The sequence below is a fragment of the Gordonia sp. AC31 genome (assembly GCF_031844505.1).
Taxonomy (GTDB): Bacteria; Actinomycetota; Actinomycetes; order Mycobacteriales; family Mycobacteriaceae; genus Gordonia; species Gordonia hongkongensis.
Genome location: NZ_JAUZVK010000023.1, coordinates 25,819 through 44,440 on the forward strand (window position 1 = coordinate 25,819; position 18,622 = coordinate 44,440).

Annotated in this window: 13 protein-coding genes and 2 pseudogenes; 4 read left to right on the plus strand and 11 right to left on the minus strand. The window is 66.1% G+C overall.

Annotation, left to right across the window (positions count from 1 at the left end):
• Window positions 1-59: 59 nt before the first annotated feature.
• Window positions 60-836, minus strand: coding sequence for an SDR family NAD(P)-dependent oxidoreductase (locus Q9R39_RS20655; protein WP_311278085.1), 777 nt, complete (start codon window positions 834-836; stop codon window positions 60-62).
• A gap of 159 nt (window positions 837-995) precedes the next feature.
• Here Q9R39_RS20655 and Q9R39_RS20660 point away from each other — a divergent pair, with 159 nt between their 5' ends.
• Window positions 996-2,738 carry a PEP-utilizing enzyme gene (locus tag Q9R39_RS20660; protein WP_311278086.1) on the plus strand — a complete coding sequence of 581 codons (1,743 nt, stop codon included), beginning with the start codon at window positions 996-998 and terminating at the stop codon, window positions 2,736-2,738.
• Complete coding sequence (locus Q9R39_RS20665; RefSeq protein ID WP_065629475.1) at window positions 2,735-2,929, plus strand: hypothetical protein; 195 nt, start codon at window positions 2,735-2,737, stop codon at window positions 2,927-2,929. The genes Q9R39_RS20660 and Q9R39_RS20665 overlap by 4 nt, the downstream gene beginning before the upstream one ends.
• On the opposite strand, the pseudogene Q9R39_RS20670 reads toward Q9R39_RS20665, so the two are convergent.
• The 3 genes and pseudogenes from Q9R39_RS20670 to Q9R39_RS20680 all read right to left on the minus strand — a co-directional run.
• A pseudogene (locus tag Q9R39_RS20670) lies at window positions 2,922-3,185 on the minus strand (alcohol dehydrogenase catalytic domain-containing protein); the annotation flags it as partial. The gene Q9R39_RS20665 and the pseudogene Q9R39_RS20670 sit on opposite strands and share 8 nt — an antisense overlap.
• Window positions 3,182-4,180 (minus strand): TIGR03619 family F420-dependent LLM class oxidoreductase, encoded by a 999-nt coding sequence (locus Q9R39_RS20675; protein WP_223259033.1) that lies wholly within the window; start codon window positions 4,178-4,180, stop codon window positions 3,182-3,184. The gene Q9R39_RS20675 and the pseudogene Q9R39_RS20670, both read right to left, overlap by 4 nt.
• Complete coding sequence (locus tag Q9R39_RS20680; RefSeq protein WP_311278087.1) at window positions 4,180-5,934, minus strand: PEP-utilizing enzyme; 1,755 nt, start codon at window positions 5,932-5,934, stop codon at window positions 4,180-4,182. Before Q9R39_RS20680 ends, Q9R39_RS20675 begins: the two co-directional genes overlap by 1 nt.
• 249 nt (window positions 5,935-6,183) lie before the next feature.
• Between Q9R39_RS20680 and Q9R39_RS20685 the strand changes: the two genes are divergently transcribed.
• Complete coding sequence (locus Q9R39_RS20685) at window positions 6,184-9,573, plus strand: pyruvate carboxylase (RefSeq protein WP_311278088.1); 3,390 nt, start codon at window positions 6,184-6,186, stop codon at window positions 9,571-9,573.
• A 45-nt stretch (window positions 9,574-9,618) separates the two neighbouring features.
• On the opposite strand, the gene Q9R39_RS20690 is transcribed toward Q9R39_RS20685, so the two are convergent.
• Complete coding sequence (locus Q9R39_RS20690) at window positions 9,619-10,392, minus strand: enoyl-CoA hydratase-related protein (protein WP_058252827.1); 774 nt, start codon at window positions 10,390-10,392, stop codon at window positions 9,619-9,621.
• Between the two features lie 235 nt (window positions 10,393-10,627).
• Here Q9R39_RS20690 and Q9R39_RS20695 point away from each other — a divergent pair, with 235 nt between their 5' ends.
• Window positions 10,628-11,377, plus strand: coding sequence for a FadR/GntR family transcriptional regulator (locus Q9R39_RS20695; RefSeq protein ID WP_137810243.1), 750 nt, complete (start codon window positions 10,628-10,630; stop codon window positions 11,375-11,377).
• Window positions 11,378-11,391: 14 nt separating this feature from the next.
• On the opposite strand, the gene Q9R39_RS20700 is transcribed toward Q9R39_RS20695, so the two are convergent.
• From Q9R39_RS20700 to Q9R39_RS20725, 6 genes and pseudogenes are all read right to left on the minus strand, one after another.
• Entirely contained in the window at window positions 11,392-12,537 is a 1,146-nt protein-coding gene (locus Q9R39_RS20700) for a Wadjet anti-phage system protein JetD domain-containing protein (RefSeq protein ID WP_311278089.1), read from the minus strand.
• Window positions 12,534-15,931 (minus strand): annotated as a pseudogene (locus tag Q9R39_RS20705) (ATP-binding protein). The gene Q9R39_RS20700 and the pseudogene Q9R39_RS20705 overlap by 4 nt, the downstream one beginning before the upstream one ends.
• A complete protein-coding gene (locus tag Q9R39_RS20710; RefSeq protein ID WP_269554723.1) occupies window positions 15,924-16,502 on the minus strand; it encodes a DUF4194 domain-containing protein in 579 nt (192 codons plus the stop codon). Before Q9R39_RS20710 ends, Q9R39_RS20705 begins: the two are co-directional and overlap by 8 nt.
• Window positions 16,499-17,941 (minus strand): DUF3375 domain-containing protein, encoded by a 1,443-nt coding sequence (locus Q9R39_RS20715; RefSeq protein WP_311278090.1) that lies wholly within the window; start codon window positions 17,939-17,941, stop codon window positions 16,499-16,501. Before Q9R39_RS20715 ends, Q9R39_RS20710 begins: the two co-directional genes overlap by 4 nt.
• 37 nt (window positions 17,942-17,978) lie before the next feature.
• Window positions 17,979-18,377, minus strand: a complete 399-nt coding sequence (locus Q9R39_RS20720) for a type II toxin-antitoxin system VapC family toxin (RefSeq protein ID WP_065629469.1) — start codon at window positions 18,375-18,377, stop codon at window positions 17,979-17,981.
• Window positions 18,374-18,607: a type II toxin-antitoxin system Phd/YefM family antitoxin gene (locus Q9R39_RS20725; protein WP_065629468.1), complete on the minus strand. Its 234-nt coding sequence runs from the start codon at window positions 18,605-18,607 to the stop codon at window positions 18,374-18,376. Before Q9R39_RS20725 ends, Q9R39_RS20720 begins: the two co-directional genes overlap by 4 nt.
• Window positions 18,608-18,622 lie beyond the last annotated feature (15 nt).

The window sequence follows — 18,622 nt, forward strand, 5'->3', positions numbered from 1 at the left end:
TCGCACCTCAGGGACCAAGGGGTGTATGGCTCTTTCGGATAAGGGAGCAACGATCTCGATCAGTACGACGCGGTACCACCGTCGACACTGAGGATGGCACCGGTGATGCCGGCGCCCGCATCGGAGGCGAGCAGCATCGCCATTGCGGCGACCTCTTCGACGGTGTTGGGGCGCTTGATGGACGATTCCTGCGAGAACAGGTCGACCATCTCGTCGAAACTCATGCCCATCGCCGCCGCCGTCTGCGGGCCGTTGTTCTTGATGATGTCGGTGATCACGAGCCCGGGGCAGATCGCGTTGACCGTGATTCCCTGTGTACCCACCTCGCGCGCAATGGATTTCGTCATCCCGTTGATCGCGTGCTTGGCGGCGACGTAAGCGGTGAACACCGGCTTGCCCTGCTTGCCCTCGACCGAGGAGATGTTGATGATCCGCCCGTAGGAGTTGGGGATCATGTGCTGCAGTGCGCGCCGCGTCGCCCAGAAGTTCGAGTTCAGGTTCCAGTTCAGCACGAGGTTCCACTCCTCGTCGGACAGCTGCGCGGTGGGCTGCAGATCGTTCGCACCGCCGGCGTTGTTCACCAGGACGTCGATGCGGCCGAAAGTCGCCACCGTCTGCTCGATGAAGTCCTCGACATCGGCCTGCACGGTCACGTCGCCCTGGAAGAACGCGGCCTGGTCGCCGACGCCGAGATCGGCCAGAGCTTTATCGCCCTTCTCCTTGGATCGGCCGTTGAGGGCGACCTTCGCGCCCTCCGCGAGGGCGGCCTCGGCGATCCCGCGGCCGATTCCCTGGGTCCCGCCGGTGACGGCAACTACTCTGTCCTGCAACTTCATCGAACGTCTCCTTGATTCCTGAACGAGAGACCGAGACGAGTTACTTGCCAACGCCTACAGTCTTGCAGGTAGTGTGTCACACATCACAGCCCACGTGTATACCCTGTAAAGAAACTATGGCCGCCTATCCCGAGCGGTCCCAGGAGAGACGAGAACGACATGTCCGAACAGCGCTGGTTGGTCGACACCGAACCGAGTGCCCGCCTACCCATCTACACGCGGCTCAACGCCAGCGATGTGCTGTCCGATCCGATCACACCACTGGGCGCCGACCTCGGGTGGATTCAGAACATCCTGCCCGGGTGGAACGCCGGCTACGCCTTCCACGGCAGCTACTCGCTGGTGGAGAAGCCGGACGTGGCCGCCTCGTCGGGGATCTTTTACGGACACCTGTACATCAATCTGTCGATGTCGCGGCTCGTGGGTATACGTGGTGGCCTGTCGGTTGAGCTCGTCGACCAGCTGTTCTACGGTGGCGATCCGAACATCCCGGAGTACGTCGGGCATCCTGATGACGAGAATGCCGATGCCAGCGCCCGGTTGGCCGCTCGGAATGCCTGGATCATGTCGACCGAGACCTTCCCCGAACTCGACGAGGACCGCGAACTGGCCGACAAGTTGCGCACGGAACGCCCCGATCTGTCGAGTCTGACCCCGGTTGCACTCGTCGCACGCGCCCGGTCGGTCATGCCGCTCGAGCGCGCCGCATGGCGTGGTGAAGTGGCGGCGACCAACGGTGCGGCCGTCGGCCCGTCGGTGCTCGGTCAGCTTCTCGGGCCCGACAATCAGGACCTCGTCGTCACCCTCGTGGGTTCGGCGGGCGACGTCGACTCGGCTCTGCCGTCGTTCGCGCTCTGGGAGTTGGGACGGATGGTTCGCGCCGACGAGCGCCTGACCGCGGCGTTCGATCAGGGAATCGAGGGCCTCGCGACTCGGGTGGCCGGGGTGGATCCGATGTTCGACGCCTCGTTCGCCGACTTCCTCGCCGAGTTCGGCTACCGGGGGCCGAACGAATGGGACCTCGGTTCGACATCGTGGGAGACCAAGCCGGAACTGGTGCTCGGGCTCATCGACCGTCTGCGCCTGCAGGACGACTCCGCCTCACCGACCGCCCGCCTCGCCGAGCATGCGGGAGACACCGATGCCGCGCTCGAGCGGGCACGCGCGATCGTCGGCGACGACGCGGAGGCCCGGGCGACGCTCGACGCCGCGCTCGCCTCGGCACGTCGGTTCGCGGCCTGGCGTGAACGGGCGAAGACCAACTGCATCAAGGTCTTGCACGAGGCGCGGGTGCCCTTGGCCGAGCTCGGTCGACGGCTCCACGAACAGGGACACCTGGCTTCCGCCGACCACGTCTTCATGGCGGTCGACGAAGAGCTGGATCTCCTGGCCAGTGAACCGTCCGCCCTCACCGACACCCTCGCCGAACGGCATCGCGCGTGGAAGGGCCTGTTCGGGCTGGACCTGCCGACCTTCCTCGACACCCGAGAGCCGCTGCCGCCGCTGTCGAGTCTGCGTCGCAAGGACCAGGTCGAGGTGGACGGGGTGACCTCCGGCGAGGTCCTGCAGGGGTCCGGGGCATCGCCCGGTGTGGTTCGGGGACGCACCCGCACCATCACCTCGATGGAAGATCTGGACAGTTTCGAGGTGGACGAAGTGCTGGTGGCGCCCCAGACCGATCCGTCCTGGACGCCGCTGTTCATGGTGTCCTCCGCCGCCATCACCGACGTCGGCGCCATGGGGTCACATGCGATGATCGTCAGCCGCGAGCTCGGTATTCCCTGTGCTGCCGGCGTTCCCGCCGCGACCCGCCGTATTCCCGACGGCACGCTGGTCGAGGTCGACGGGTCGAAGGGCACCGTCACCATCCTCGAACTGCCGGCCGCGGCGGATAACTCATGACCAGCGGCGTGGCAACCACCACACGAACGGTATTTCTCCGAAAGCGACCCGACGACGGTGTGCCGAGACCGGAGAACTTCGAGGTCCGCGAGACCGAGGTCGGTCCCCTGCGGGGCGATCAGATCCTCGTCGAGAACCGCTACATGAGCGTCGATCCGTCCATGCGGGGGCGCCTCGGTACCTCGGAGTGATGAAGCTGCACACGACCCGATCGCCCACCGCGAGGGTGTCGACGCCGTCGCCGAGTTCCTCGACCACGCCGGAGACCTCGTGGCCGAGGACCGCGGGAGCGGGGAAGTTCACCTCGGACTTCAGTACGTGCAGGTCGGTGTGACAGACCCCGCACGCGGTGACCTTGAGCAGGATCTCGCCACGACGGGGCGTCGGGCGCGGGATCTCCTCGACGGTGAGTGTCGGTGTACTGCCCTCCCAGACAGCAGCTTTCATGATGCGTTCTCCTTCTGGGGCCGGGCGGCGCCCGACGAGTCGGGCACCGCGGAGCTGTCGTCGCGCACGAGTTGGATCAGCGGCGCCAGCCGCTCGGGCATGGTGGCCCAGTCCTCCGGCGACCGGATGTCGTCGGAGAAATTGCATTCGATGATGAAGTGTTCCGCACCGACCGCCTTCGCGGTGGCGATATCGGCGGCCACACCGTCGATGCCCTGTCCGCCGGATCCCACCGGGTCGGTGGGGCGCTGGAGGTAGGACCGCAGGAACAGCCGGACCGGGGCCCGTCCGGCGGGACGCTGCGCGGCCATCCCGTCGAGCTGGGCTTGCAGGGCCTCGGCTGTGCCGCTGCTGGGATTCCAGATGTCGAACAGTGCCGCGGTGCGGGCGAGACCGCGTTCCGACCGCAGCCCGGACAGCAGCGGCGGATGTGGTGTCTGGACCGGCTTCGGCCGCACGGTGGAGGTCGGGATGGTGAAGAACTCCCCGTCGAACTCGACGGGATCCGGTCCCCAGCACGCCTGGACGGCGCGGACGAGTTCGTCCATCCGGCGCCCGCGCGTCCGGGGGTCGACGTCCATGAGTCGATGTTCTTCGTCGGACCAGCCGACGCCCAGCCCGGCGACGAGACGTCCGCCGGAGAGCACGTCGAGAGTGGCCAGACGCTGTGCGAGCTCGACCGGACGGTGGTACCCGGCAACCAGGATGCTGCTCCCGATCAGCGCCCGCCGGGTGCACGACGCGACGAATGCCATGAGCTCGGTGGCCCCGAGCACCGAACGGTAGGCGGGGTGCACCGCCGTGGTGTGCCGGCCACCGTAGACCGACGCGTTCTGCTCGGAGTAGAAGAGGTGTTCCTGCGCCCACAGTCCGGTGAATCCGAGTTCCTCGGCGGCCACCGCGAAGTCGCGGACGGCCGCGGCATCGACGTGCTCGCCGAGCTGGGGGAGGGCGAGCCCGATCGTCGTGCCGCGGGCGCCGTCAGTCATCGCCATCAGAGGATCGTCACCGACCCGGTGTTGCCGTCGACCTCGATCATCGCGCCGTCCGGGATGCGGGCCGTCGCGTCCTGAACCGATACGGCGCATGGGATTCCGAGCTCACGACACACGATGGACGAGTGGGTGATCGTCGCGCCGACATTCACGACGACACCGCCCGCGAAGACGAACAACGGCGTCCAGGCGGGATCGGTCTGCGGTGCGACGAGGATGTCGCCTTCCTCCAGCTGCTCGGCCTCGTACGGGTCGTGCAGGATTCGCGCACGTCCCCGGGCGACGCCCGGGGCGCCGCCGACTCCGGAGAGGACGTCACCGGGCACCGCGGGGTCCACCCGCTGCCCGGTGCGCCGGGGCCACTGCGAGAGGGGGAGCGGTTCGAACAGGAAGAACGGCGGTTGCAGATCGAACAGGGCGAGATACTGCTCGCGTCGCTCCTTGATGGTGTCCGCGAACGACTCGGGTTCGGCGACAAAGCGATCGAGCTCGTCGTCGACGAGCATCGTGATGTCGTGATGGTCGTCCATGATCCCGCGTCCGACCATCCGGTGTCCGAGTTCGTAGAGGGCGGCCCGCATCTCACCCATGATCTTCACGCACGCGGTCTTCGTGCGCTCCCGCCACGGCATGAACTTGGTGATCGACTTCGCGGCGTTGCGGAACGCCGTGGCCGACTCCGCGTCGGGCATCTTGGCGGCGAGCTCCTCGGTGAGGGCGAGACGCTTGTCCTGATTGCGGCGCAGGATCGCTTCGGGGTCGGCCTCCGGCGGGCTGTTGCGCATCCCGTTGATGGCCATCAGTGCCAGCACGGGTTTGGTCTCCCAGCTGTCCGATCGGATGTCCCATTCGTTCGGTGCGCGCGAGCCGTAGCGGTAGAGGAAGTCGTCGAACTCCTCTCGGAACCTCGCGGCGTCGGCGGAGTCACTCGCGGTGATCGCGTCGAGGGCGGAGGCGAGCCCGTCGTCGAAGATCCCGGTCAGTTCGGACGAACCGGCGACGAGGCGCCCGAGCTTCCACATCGCATACGACGGCGCGGCCGAGTCGACGCCGCCCAGTCCGCTGAGCAGATCGCCGAGTTTGTCTGCCTCACCGATGCTTTCGAGGAGCTGGCCGGCGACGGCCGGGCCCATCGTCGACAGCGTCGTGGTGACCGGGTGATAGGCGTAGCAGTAGATGAGGTCGGGGAGCAGCGAGCGAGCGTGCTCGACGAGTTCGGTATCGCTCATCGCGGCGAGATCGGGACGCTGGTCGCGTGCTCGGTCGGCGCGCCGCTTGGCCTCCTCGGCTTCCGGGAACTCATCGGTCGTGAGAGCCCAGGCGGTCTTCTCGGCGAGACCGGCGGTCAGTTCGGCGTTCTCGTCGCCCGGCTTGGGTACGTACTCGGGGATGTCGGGGTGGTCGCCCACCCACAGGCTGTTCCACACCGGCACGGTCAGCCCCGGAAGCCGGGCGCCGTTGAGCTCGGTCATCGAGAAGTTCGTGTAGTGGTAGCCGCCGAAGTTGCCGATGATCTCGGGCATCACCTCGTCGATCTCCTCGGCAAGGTGAGTGCCGAGGTTGTCGACGTAGCCCTGGCGCCAGCCGATGTTGAGGCCCTTGTTCCAGACCATCGTGACGTTCAGCGGACTCGACGGGTCGGGCAGCACTTCGCCGGCGTTGGCGCGTGTGTACACCGGGTATCGGCTGCTGAACTCCCAGTCGGTGATCCAGCGATCGATGTCGACCGCCCCCGCGGACCGCTCGTCACTCATGTGTTCCTCCTCATCGAGGTGACAGGCTGTATGTCAAGTCACACTATAGAAACCTGCGACAGATGGAAACATGTACAGAGATATTTCTCAGCAGTTTGAGGGTAAAGACTCCGCCAGTTGCGGCGCTAAGTAACTTTACTGCGAATAGAGTAACCTGACGTCAGGCCCAGAGATGTGGGTCACATCCTTCCCGCGCCGCCCGCTTCTCGCGTGGCTACTTCCGGCGCATCCGGTGACGAAAGGAAACCCATGTTCGAGAAGGTGCTGGTCGCGAACAGAGGCGAGATCGCGGTACGGGCTTTTCGTGCCGCGGTCGAGCTCGGCGCGAGCACGGTGGCCGTCTACCCCCACGAGGACCGCAACTCCGTTCATCGGGCCAAGGCGTTCGAAGCCTACGAGATCGGCGAACGCGGGCATCCGGTCCGCGCGTACCTCTCGGTCGACGAGATGGTCCGCGTCGCGGCGACGTCCGGAGCCGATGCGGTGTACCCCGGGTACGGCTTCCTCTCCGAGAACGCTGAGCTGGCCCGGGCGTGTGCGACCCGGCAGATCACCTTCATCGGCCCGTCCGCCGAGGTGCTCGAACTCGCCGGCGACAAGTCCCGGGCCGTGGCGGCCGCCGCCGAGGCCGGTCTCCCGGTGCTGACCTCGTCGACCCCGTCGAGTGATGTCGACGAGCTCGTGGCCGCGGCTGATGCGGTCGGTTTCCCCTTGTTCGTCAAGGCGGTCGCCGGTGGTGGCGGGCGCGGCATGCGTCGCGTCGATGAGCCGTCGCGGCTGCGCGGGGCGATCGAGGCGGCCTCGCGCGAGGCCACGACGGCCTTCGGCGACGGCACGGTCTTCCTGGAGCGGGCGGTGGTCGACGCCCGGCACATCGAGGTGCAGATCCTCGGGGACGCCACCGGCGAGGTCATCCATCTCTACGAACGCGACTGTTCGCTCCAGCGCCGCCACCAGAAGGTCGTCGAGGTGGCCCCCGCACCCGCGCTCGACCCGGCTGTCCGTGATCGGATCTGTTCGGATGCAGTGGCTTTCGTCAGGCACATCGGGTACACCTGCGCCGGGACCGTCGAGTTCCTGCTCGGTTCCGACGGTCGGCACGTGTTCATCGAGATGAACCCGCGCATCCAGGTGGAACACACGATCACCGAGGAGATCACCGACGTCGATCTCGTCGCCACCCAGATGCAGATCGCATCCGGTGCGACGCTGCGGGAGCTGGGACTGACCCAGGATTCGATCGAGATCCGCGGCGCGGCAGTGCAATGTCGCATCACGACCGAGGACGTGACCGACGGCTTCCGGCCCGACACCGGGCGGATCACCGCCTACCGCACGCCCGGTGGCTCGGGTGTCCGTCTGGACGGGAGCGTCGGACTGGGGTCCGAGATCGGCTCCCACTTCGACTCGATGCTCGTGAAGCTGACCTGTCGCGGCCGGGACCTGGAGACCGCGCGGGCGCGCGCACGTCGTGCGATCGCCGAGTTCCGGGTCCGGGGCGTCGCCACCAACATCCCGTTCCTGCAAGCGGTTCTGGCCGACGACGACTTCGGCGCGTGGCGGGTCACCACCTCGTTCATCGAATCCCGACCGGACCTGCTCGAGCAGCACGCCTCCGCCGACCGCGGTACCCGGATTCTGCGGTATCTCGCCGACGTCACCGTGAACCGACCGCACGGCGAGCGGCCGTCCGCGGTGTACCCGGTCGACAAACTGCCGGCGATCGACTTCACGTCCCCACCGCCGCCGGGGTCCCGCGATCGACTCCGGGAGCTGGGGCCGGACGGTTTCGCCGCCGAGCTCCGTGCGTCGACGGCACTCGCGCTGACCGACACCACCTTCCGCGACGCGCATCAGTCGCTGCTCGCCACCCGCGTGCGCAGCCGCGACCTGGTGACCGTCGCACCGCACGTCGCGCGGATGACCCCACAGCTGTGGTCGGTCGAGGCGTGGGGTGGGGCGACCTACGACGTCGCACTGCGATTCCTCAAGGAGGATCCCTGGGAACGCCTGGCGGCCCTGCGCACGGCGATGCCCAACGTCTGCCTGCAGATGCTGTTGCGCGGCAAGAACACCGTCGGGTACACGCCGTACCCGGTGGAGGTGAACGACGCATTCGTCCGCGAGGCGGCGGCCACGGGCGTCGACGTGTTCCGGATCTTCGACGCGTTGAACAACATCGACGCGATGCGGCCGGCCATCGACGCGGTGCGGGAGACGGGGACCGCGGTGGCGGAGGTGGCCATGTCCTACACCGGCGACCTCTCTGATCCCGGCGAGACCCTGTACACCCTGGACTACTACCTGAAGCTGGCCGAACGGATCGTCGACGCGGGCGCACACGTCCTGGCGATCAAGGACATGGCGGGCCTGTTGCGCCCGGCCGCGGCGTCGACCCTGGTGCGCGCCCTGCGGTCGCGGTTCGACCTGCCCGTCCATCTGCACAGCCACGACACCGCCGGCGGGCAGCTGGCGACCTACCTCGCCGCCTGGGAGGCCGGGGTGGACGCGGTGGATGGGGCGAGCGCACCGCTGGCCGGCACGACGAGTCAGCCACCGTTGTCGGCGATCGTCGCCGCGACGGCGAACACCGACCGCGACACCGGGATCGACCTCGCGGCCTGCTGCGCTCTCGAGCCATATTGGGAGGCGGTCCGGGCGGCGTACTCGCCGTTCGACACGGGCTTGCCGGCACCCACCGGCCGGGTCTATGCCCACGAGATCCCCGGCGGCCAGCTGTCCAACCTGCGGCAGCAGGCCCTGGCATTGGGGCTGGCGGACCGGTTCGAGGACATCGAGGCGGCCTACGCGGGCGCCGACACCGTGCTCGGGCGACTGATCAAGGTGACACCGTCGTCGAAGGTCGTCGGCGATCTCGCGCTGGCACTCGTCGGCGCCGGCGCGAGCGCCGCCGAGTTCGCGGACGATCCGACGGCCTACGACATCCCGGACTCGGTGGTGGATTTCCTGCGGGGCGATCTGGGCGAGCCCGCGGGCGGGTGGCCGGAGCCGCTCCGCACGCGCGCCCTCGAGGGCCGCACCGACCCTCGCCCGGTGACCGCCCTGACCGAGAGCGACCTCGCGGCGCTCGCCGGTACGTCGGCGGAGCGTCGTGATGCGCTCAACCGGTTGCTGTTCCCCGGACCGAATCGTGAGTTCCGCGAGCACCGCGAGACCTATGGCGACACGTCTCGGCTGTCCACCAACCAGTTCTTCTACGGCCTGCGCCAGGACGAGGAACATCGCGTGGAGCTGGAGAAGGGCGTCGAACTGCTCATCGGGCTCGAGGCTATCTCCGACCCGGACGAGTCCGGGATGCGCAACGTGCTCTGCATCCTCAACGGGCAACTGCGGCCGGTTCGGGTGCGCGACCGCTCGGTCGAGTCGACGACACGCACCGCGGAGAAGGCCGACCCCGCCCTCCCGGGGCAACTCGCCGCACCGTTCGCCGGTGTGGTGACGCTGTCGGTGAAGGAGGGCGACGAACTCCGCCGGGGTGAACCGATCGGCACGATCGAGGCGATGAAGATGGAAGCCTCGATCTCCGCGCCGGTCACCGGGATCGTGCAGCGTGTCGCGGTGTCGGGATCGACCGAGGTCGACGGCGGGGATCTCCTGCTGACCATCGCGACGGACTGACGCGGTGCGTCGGGTCCGCGTCCCGATGGCGCGGACCCGACGTCGTCACTTGCGTGCGAGGTCGGCGACCTGGGCCTCCACCGCGGTCTTGGAGTCGGGGTGTTCGGACAGTCGCACGGTGAAGGACTGCTCGAGCTCGTAACCGCGACGGATGTCGAGATCTTCGCAGCCGTTCAGGGATTGTTTGGCGAGCACGATGGCGTGCCTGCTCTTCTCCGCGATCGAGCGCGCGCGGGCGGTCGCGATCTCCAGGAGATCGTCGTGGGCGACGACCTCGATCGGTGCTCCCCACCGCTCCAGGGTCGACGCGTCGACCGGTTCGGCGGTGAGGAACATGCGGCGCATCGCCTGCTGGGGCAACATGCGGGCGGTGAAGCGACCACCGCCGAGGACCCCGACGTTCATCTCGGGCAGTCCGAAGGTGGCGCGTTCGGACGCGACCACGAGGTCGGAGAGCGCGACGAGTCCGAACCCGCTTCCCAGGGCCGGGCCGTTCACCGCGGACACCACGGGGAGGTGACACTCGCGCACGCTGAACAGCGCCCGCCGGGCCCGCCGCATCGCGATGTCGCCGCTGACGGTGGACATCGTCCGGAACTCGTTGATGTCGTTGCCCGCGCTGAAGATGCGGCCCTGACCGGTCAGCACGATCACGCGCACGTCCTGATCGTCGGACAGCGCGTCGAACGTCGCCGCGATGTCCTCGTACATCTGCCCGTCGATGGCGTTGACCTTGCCCCGCGAGAGCTCGACGAGTGCGATACCGGGCTGGTGCACGGTGACGGAGAGGTTCCCGGAGGCCGGGGAAGTGGTCTGCATGGGTGCCTATCTGTCGTGGACTGCGCCGACGGGCGGTCGGGGCCCCGGCGCGAACGAACGGAACGGGACTCACGGTAATCGAGCGAGCAAAATATGTACACAGTTACGACGATGGGTCGTCTCGCCGCCGCGCCGATCGTTCGGGGACGACCATTGCCACCCCGATCCGAATTGGAGGGCAGGTCCGGGCGGGTAAGGTGTCGGCACCGACCGATCAGCCGACCACGGGAGTCACATGACCGTCGCCGACGAGCCCGCCACCCGGCAGCCGCGCGGACAGAAGATGTCCGCGCGGGTGGCCAACATGGTGGCCGACCAGATCCTCGGCGGTGGCATCGTCGAGGGTCAGCGCCTGCCGACCGAGAAGGAGATGGTCAGCGAGTTCGGCGTGGCACGCACGACGGTGCGCGAGGCGCTGCGGCTCCTCGAGAGCCGAGACCTCGTGACGATCAAGGCGGGCATCGGCGGTGGGCCCATAGCCAAACGGCCCGAACTCGATTCGCTCGGCAACATCATGAAGCTGTTCCTCCAGATCAACGGCGCGAACATCAGTGATGTCATCGACGTCCGGTTGATGCTCGAACCGATGGTCGCGCGGGCCGCGGCACAGAACGTCACCGACGAGCAGATCGAGTCGATGCAGCGGGCACTGGACCGGATGCGCGACCATCCCGAGGACCACGCCAACTTCCAGGAGAACAACGCCGCGTTCCAGCGCGGGGTGTACGAGGCGGCGGGCAATCCCGCACTGCGGGTGGTGATGGAGACGCTGTGGCTGCTCGTTCGCGACGCCGAACCCGTCGAGCATCCCATCGCGACGCGGCTCGCGGCCTTCGAACTCCAGCAGGACATCCTCGACGCCATGCGCGCTCGCGATGTCGAGGCGACCGCGGCCGCGATGGACGTCTTCAACCAGGAGTCCGCCCGGTACTACCGCCGACGGCTCCGCGACATCATCTCCCAGCCGGTGCAGTGGCAGATCTGATCGTCGGCACACGTCTACCTTTCGAGGTGCTCCAGAGCCCACGCCCAGTCGATGCGTTCTTGCTCGAGCCGAACCCGCTCACCGAGCGAGTCGTCCGCGAGGTCGGCGTACAGGTCGTGTTCTGCGGGTGAGAGGTGGCGGAGTGCGGCTGTGGTGGGGCTCGGCTCGGTAACCCATCGATCGCGATGCGCGAACAATGTTTCGCGATCCATCAAGATCGATTCGGTCTGCGGAAGCCAGGCACGTAGCCGGTCGAGAATCGCGAAGCCGTGTGTGTCGAGGTCACCCCAGTATTGAACAGGCACGTCAGTCAGCCAGGGAAGGCGCCCGATTCTGTCGATCTCGAATCCCTTGCCCCAGAACACGGCTCCGTGGGCTGGAACATCGACGCTGAGATAGGTGATCTCGTTCTCGATGACCAGGACGCGCGAGGGACGCAAGTCGATCCGGGTGAGCTCGTCAGCTCGGAGGCTCACCTCCGAAACGTGCTCGAGAAGTCCCAGCGACGGTGACGGTCGCAGTCTCACGAACTCTGGTTTCGTCTGCAAACCCAGCCCGGTCACGAAACCGGACGCCGTCGACGACACTCCGAGTATCGACGCCAAGACTCCCCGGTGCCTTTCGGTGAACTTGGTGTCGACCCCAGGTGCGCTGATCTCACGCAGGAAGCGTCGGGAGTCCCGATGCGTGTCGAGCCATCGGTGCGCGTCGATCAGTCGAGGAAACTCCGATGCCAGATCTATTGCGCGAAACGGGTTCTGGAACAGCCACGCGTGGACCGCGGGATCGTCGGCGGCGAGCTCGAGCAGCCTCTCGAACTGCTGTACCGCTGCCTTCACGTTCAGAAGTGCCCACGCCTGCTCATAGGTGGAGATGATCGCCCGTCGTGGAAGCGTGTTACGCCCGACGTGCCGGCCGCCGATTGTTTGCCAGACCAGGGAGTACCTGGTGTCGCCACGACGTCCGCCGTCCAACGCCGTGACCCAGTCGCGAGCGGCGCCGAGATCTGCTCCTATCTGCGACGCGGTGGGCCCGCGCAGCGGAATCTCGATGGGCTCGAATGGTTCTCGGTTCGCAAACGTCCGGAGCAGCGTCCCGTCGTCCCAGCGGCGTCTGGCTTTGATGGCGATGTCGGCCGGGGTGGTCCAACGATCGGTCACCGCAGACGCCCGTCACGGCGTGACCGGTATTCCTCAATCGTCATCGTCTGCAGGCGTGAAAAAGTGCCCGTCGGATTGTCGACGAATCCGATCGCCTTCACGTAGGGCTCGATGACGTGCACCTTCTGCAAAGGGGTGACGATCAGGAGCTGCAGACCCAATTTGGCGAACAGGTCCAGCGCATAACGGGTCGACAGGTCAGAGCCGCGCCCGAATGCCTCATCGATGACGGCGAACCGGAAGTCGCGCGACTTCTTCACACCCCACTCGAGTCCGAACTGGTAGGCAAGGGACGCGGCCAGGATCGTATAGGCGAGCTTTTCTTTTTGCCCACCTGACTTGCCGTCGGAATCGCTGTAGTGTTCCCACTCCACGTCCGTCTCGACATCGCGTTCGGATGCGGAGAACACGAACCAGTTGCGCACATCGGTGACACGCCGCGTCCAATTCTTGTCGAGGTCGGCGTGATTGTCCCGTCCGCGGAAACGCTCGATGATGCGTTTGACGTCGAGGAAACGCTGCTCCGAATACTGATCGCCGTCTACTGCGAGACTGTCGCTCGTCAGGTTCCGCAGGTCGGAGCGGAACTGTGCCACATCCTGATTCGTGGTTGACTCGCGCTCCAACCGGATATACCGACCGGGGTTGTAGGGCACGGCGCCCAGCGCTTCGTTGATCCGTCGCACGCGTTCGTCGATGGATGCGGCCTGCCGGTTGAGCCAGTTGTTGAAGCCGGCGAGTTCTTGAATGGCGTTCTTGTTCAGCTGTTCTTTGAACTCGAACTCGAAGCGCGGCAGATCGTCGGTCGCGACCCGTTCGCGGAGGGCCACGAAATCCGCCCTGGCATCGACGTCGGCATCCATGTCCGATCGCAGGTCCGGCCACCGGCGGAGAACCTCGGTCATGTGCTGCGCCAGGCGCTGTCCGAAGCCGCCGAGCTCGCGGGTGAGGCGCTCGATCCGTTGATGAAGCGTCGCGGTCAGTGTCGTTTGAGCTGTGGTGCAGTCTGCTGCCCTTGCCGGAACACCGCCGTCCAGCCGACGTTCCAGAGCGTCGTAGCATGCTCGTGCGGCGTCGAGTTCAGCCTCCGGGTGGTCCGCGACGAACTCGTCGTCGCTCTTCTTGTCCTGCTCGGCCCGATGACTCGCGGCGGCGGTGGTTGCGAGCTTGCCGGTGAGGTCGTCGATCGCGGCAGCCGTGGAATCCGCGAGCGCGGCGTTCTGCTCCAGCGCCGTGGTGATCTCGCGAAGGCGTGAGGACCCCGATTCGAGCCGGGCGCGCTCGGCCTCGTGGGTGGCGCGCGTCGTTGTGCTTCCTCGATGTCGAGCTCGGCCCAGGAATGGAATCCTTCCAGCCGCGCCAGGGACTCGCTGCGATTCTGGGTGGCGTCGCGTTCCTCCGACAGCGCCACCACCTCCGCCGAAGCAGACACGCGCTCGCGGTCGGACTCGTCGAGATCCTCTCGTAGGACCGCGATCTTGCGCTCATTGGCCCATCCGAGCACCCATCGGCGTGGGTCGTCGACCCGGTGTCGGTCGTCCTTCTCGTGACGGCCACCGGACCGCACCTGACCTTCGCGGGTGACGGCGCGCTTGGCAGCGCGGAACTCCTCGATGGTGGCGGCCCGCTGATGTTCGGCGCGCCGGAGGAGTTCGTCGCGCAGATAGCCCTCGAACGGCCCGCTCTTGATCTCGAGGCAGTCAGCGAGAATCGGTAGATCAGAGTCATTTCTCTGCAGGGGAACTCGACGGATCGGCACTCGTTCGTACACGAGCCGGGCACCGACAGTCCGGCCGCCGTGATTGTGGAACGTGAGTCGGCGGGAGTTGACCCAGTTCGTCACGGCATCGTAGTGCTGCTGCGGTACCAGTAGCGACAGTGCGAAGCCACGCAAGACACGTTCGGCAGCGCCACGCCACTCGCTGTGTTCTTCGACGACGTCGATCAGTTCACCCGCGTAGGGCAGGTCGGCAGGTGTCAGGCCGGTGTCGGTGGCCAGCTGTTCGCGTATCTGGACCTGGTCGGGTGGCAGGTTGCTGGTGCGTTTCTGCAGGTCGTCGAGCTCGGTCCGGATGGTCTCCTGACGTCGGGCCGCTTCTTTCTCTCGGCCGATGGCGTCGGCGCTCGCAGCATCGAGCGATCTCTTCGCCTCGACGAGTAGTGGGCGCTCGCGGGCGATGAAGCCGTGAAGATCAGTGAACTGCTCAACCGTTGTGACGGGGGCGAAGCCTGCAGCCGTGACGGTGGCGTCGAAGAGGGATCGTCCGTGACGGCGCTTCTCCACGTCGTCACGGGCAACGGCGGCGAGTCGCTCGAGTTCGCCGACTCGATCGCCGCCGGCTCTTGCCCGCTCCTCGATCAGAGACTCGCGTTCGCGGGCCAACTCGCGTAGCCGTCCTCTGGCCGCATCCTGGTTGCGGAGGAGCTGCTCGCCCTGGCTCGTATAGGTGGCGATGTCGTCTGCCAGCAGGCGCGAGCGATTCTCGGCTATGAACAGGCGTATGGCCGCACGCTGTACGTCGAGAGCCTCGCGCTCGGCAAGTGCGGCATCGTACTTCTCTGTGGCGACCACGATGGGATCCAGCGCCTCGAGCAGTTCGCGGGCGCGTTTGACCGCGTCGTACGACTTCGTGAGATTGTCGAAATGGTCGATGATGTCGCGGACACGTTCGCCGGCGTCGCTCGGCTCGAGCATGTGGTTGCGCACGAAATCGTTCAGATTGCCCACGGACTTCATCGACACGGTCTGATGTAGTAGCTCCAACGCCTGCTCTGATCGGATGCCTAGCAATCGGCGCAGCGAAGTGGAGTACTTCGGGAACTCGTCGACCACTTCGGCCCCGCCGGACCGTAGGCGTTTACGAAGGTCGCGCAAATCTGAACCGAAATCGGCGAAGTCCGTCGTGATGGCGAGTTGTTTGGTTGCGGTGACGTAGAACCGGTAGGGCTGTCCGGCGGTGTCGCGCTGCTGGAAAACCTGCGCCAGGGTGACCGTCTCGTCATATCCCCGATTGCTGAAGACGCCCAGGATGACCGAGTATGTATTGCGCTCCTGCCGAAGGCCTTTGGCGCGAGAGCGGCCGGTTGCTTCCTGTCGTTCGGACTTGTAGTGGCCTTCGACGTAGGAGCGAAGCGTGCGTTCCTTGGCCTCAGCTCCCGCGGCCCTGTTGTAAGCGATCTTGTGTGCGGGCATCAGCAGTGTGGTCACCGCATCCACCAGCGTCGACTTGCCCGACCCGATGTCGCCGGTGAGTAGTGCGGTGTCTGTGTCGGGGGTGAGCCGCCACACCTGTCGGTCGAAGGTGCCCCAGTTCAACACCTCGACGTGCTGCAATCGGAACCCGGCGCCTCCGGCACCCCCGAGTTCGACCGCTGAGAACAGACCGTCAGTCATCGGGGCCCGCGGTTCCTGCGTATTGGCGCAGTTTGCCCGCGAAATCCGACAGTGTTTGCGCATCCACGTACGCCTTGATGATGCGACGCACCTCCCACTGGTCGGTCTGCCCACGTAACTGGCGCAGGAAGCCCAGTTCGACGGCCTTCTTGATGGTGTTATCGGCCTGTTCGACCAGGCGCGCCTCATTCGTCGATTCGGCTTGGAAGAGTTGTAGCATCTCCACGATCTGATCCGTTGACAGGACGAGTCGTCCTTCACCGCCGGTGATCTCGAACTCCAGCAGGCGTTTGCGTAGCAGCACGAGCAGCAGGCTCACGTTGTAGGTCAGCGCCCGCCTGCGGACCAACCGCGGAAGTGGCTCTTCGCCTTCCTCTTCCGGGTGCGAGCGCAGATAGGCGTAGCCCTCGGACTCGTCGACGATGACATCGACGCCGATCGTGGTGAAGTGATCGCGTACGCCGGCTCCCAAGCGTTCGAGTGTGGCCCAGATGTCCTCGTCCGATTCGCGGTACACCACGCCCCGCATCAATCGGATTATGGCACTCGAAATTGCGTGGTCGTCGGTCATCGTCGCCTCACAGTGACACTCGGCAGCCGGGCACGTTTGACCGTGCTCGGGTCACTCGGGTCGGCGTACTCGAGCAGGGTCTCGTCGGTGTCGTCGATGTCGACGCTGACATCGTCATCGTCGAGGGCGAGGTAACCGACGATCTCGGCCGCACCCTGTTCTATCGGATACATGGTGACCACATCGGATAGCAGTGCCGACGATCTCTCCGGGAGGATGCTGCGGATGTTGGCTGCCAGGCGGGCTTGGTCGACGAACGTCTGGGCGAACAACAGGTCTGCGTCCAGGTTCTCGGTCGCGTCCTCGACCCGACTCTCGACGGTCGCAGAGGCGGGTTGTTGATAGAGTGGCCTGTCGAACGGCAGCGCGATCTCGATACCGGTCTGATCCACAGTGAGCCCGAAATCTGGTGTCCTGCCACGAATCTCGAGGGCGCTAGCCTCTACGGACCGGACCAGGTCGAGTACGCGGCGATTCTCCAGCCAGACCTGATCGTCGAGGAATCGGCGTAGCTGTTCAGAGATCTGTCGGACCATGCGCTGGGTTCGGTCGGCAGCCTCGGACCAGTCGTGATGGATGCTGCGGATGCGCTCGTCGACGTCGATCATCTCCAGCGACGACACCTTCGCAAGCAAGTCTGCCAGTTCCGTCTGGCGCGAATCGGACAGCAAGAATTCGTAGAACGACCCGAAGCTACGACCCTGATCGGACGAGGCGATCTCGGATCGGCTGCCCACCAGGTCGGCGAGGAGTTCGCCCTTGGGCCCGGTCCAGGACGCGATCTTCTCGCGGGCCGAGCGATCAAGAAGGCGGAAGTTGTCTTCTACCTCTCGGAAGTCGGCGAGCAGTTCACGTGCGGTCGACGCCACCTGCTGATAGCGGTCTCGAACCCCGGTCTGATCCAGATACGTCAGTTCGCCGCACTCGGCGGCGGCGATTTCTGCATCGATCTCGGCGCGACGCCGCCGCAGCTCTGCCAGTCGAACCTCGGGGTCTACCTCGGTGCCGTGCACGATCTGCCGAAGAAGCTCGACGACGGTGTGCAGTCGCGACTCGGTACCGACGAACGCTCTGCCCTGTAGAGAGACGATCCAGGCGTACGCCTTCTCGAAAGCCGGCGTCACCTCGTAATGGATCTCGTCGTCGCCGGAGGGGTAGAAGCGTCGTAGGAACCCAGCCTCGGTGCCGGCCCAATCCTCGAGGTAGGCGCGGGGTTCTTTGGGGAATCGAACCGAACCGTCGTTGGTGGGTAGCGAGGTGTTCAGGTCGTAGAGCAGATCATCCAGAGCGGTGGCCAGTTCCCCAGCTGAACTCGCACCACGGTTGCCCTCGACGAAGAATGTCCCGAGAAACGTCAGGATGAGCGGGGAGTGGTGGGCGCGCAGGAGCCGCCACGCGGGATGGCGTTCCCACAGAGTGGTGAACGCATCAAAGTCCATGAATTCCACCCTAGGGGAGGGGACTGACACCGAGGACTCACCGGCGAGTGTCGATGACAGGTGTCAGCGTGCCGGTCTGGATGACCTGATCGCTCGTCGCGATGGTCAGACCTCGGCGGGTGGCCTGAGCGACGATCATGCGATCGAAGGGATCGCGATGTTCCCAGGCGAGCTGTCCTGCTGTCACCGCGTCGCTGGAATCGATGGCGAGGTCGGTCGCTGACATGGACGAGAGGGTTTCTTCCCACGCGGCGAGGAGCGGCGCTCCGTCGAGTCTGCCCAGCCGCGTCTTGATGGCGATTTCCCAGGCCGACGCAGCCGACACGTAGAGAGCGTTGCCGGGATTCGCGAGGATGTCCAAGGTGGTGGGTGACAGCCGGTCCGGTTCGCTGACCAGCCACAGGACCGCGTTGGTGTCCAGCAGGACATCGGTCACGAACCCGACTCCCAGCGCTCGAGGTCGTCGGCGGACAGCGGTGCGTCGAAGTCGTCGGGAACAACCATGGCCGGGAACTGCCCGAATCGACGCGGAGGTGGTGCCACGGGCCTGAGTACTGCGACGGGTCGGCCATGCGTGGTGATAGTGATCTCTTCCCCGGTTCTCTCGATCTCAGCCAGCACGGCGTTGAGGCGCGCCTTGGCTTCTGTGCTGCTCAGGGTTCTCATGAGCCGATTCTACTC

Excerpts from the sequence above, each read along its gene's own strand:
- Q9R39_RS20660 (WP_311278086.1), top strand. The coding sequence starts at position 996 with ATGTCCGAACAGCGCTGGTTGGTCGACACCGAACCGAGTGCCCGCCTA.
- Q9R39_RS20715 (WP_311278090.1), bottom strand. The coding sequence starts at position 17,941 with ATGGACTTTGATGCGTTCACCACTCTGTGGGAACGCCATCCCGCGTGG.
- Q9R39_RS20685 (WP_311278088.1), top strand. The coding sequence starts at position 6,184 with ATGTTCGAGAAGGTGCTGGTCGCGAACAGAGGCGAGATCGCGGTACGG.
- Q9R39_RS20695 (WP_137810243.1), top strand. The coding sequence starts at position 10,628 with ATGACCGTCGCCGACGAGCCCGCCACCCGGCAGCCGCGCGGACAGAAG.
- Q9R39_RS20710 (WP_269554723.1), bottom strand. The coding sequence starts at position 16,502 with ATGACCGACGACCACGCAATTTCGAGTGCCATAATCCGATTGATGCGG.
- Q9R39_RS20680 (WP_311278087.1), bottom strand. The coding sequence starts at position 5,934 with ATGAGTGACGAGCGGTCCGCGGGGGCGGTCGACATCGATCGCTGGATC.
- Q9R39_RS20690 (WP_058252827.1), bottom strand. The coding sequence starts at position 10,392 with ATGCAGACCACTTCCCCGGCCTCCGGGAACCTCTCCGTCACCGTGCAC.
- Q9R39_RS20655 (WP_311278085.1), bottom strand. The coding sequence starts at position 836 with ATGAAGTTGCAGGACAGAGTAGTTGCCGTCACCGGCGGGACCCAGGGA.
- Q9R39_RS20675 (WP_223259033.1), bottom strand. The coding sequence starts at position 4,180 with ATGGCGATGACTGACGGCGCCCGCGGCACGACGATCGGGCTCGCCCTC.
- Q9R39_RS20725 (WP_065629468.1), bottom strand. The coding sequence starts at position 18,607 with ATGAGAACCCTGAGCAGCACAGAAGCCAAGGCGCGCCTCAACGCCGTG.
- Q9R39_RS20665 (WP_065629475.1), top strand. The coding sequence starts at position 2,735 with ATGACCAGCGGCGTGGCAACCACCACACGAACGGTATTTCTCCGAAAG.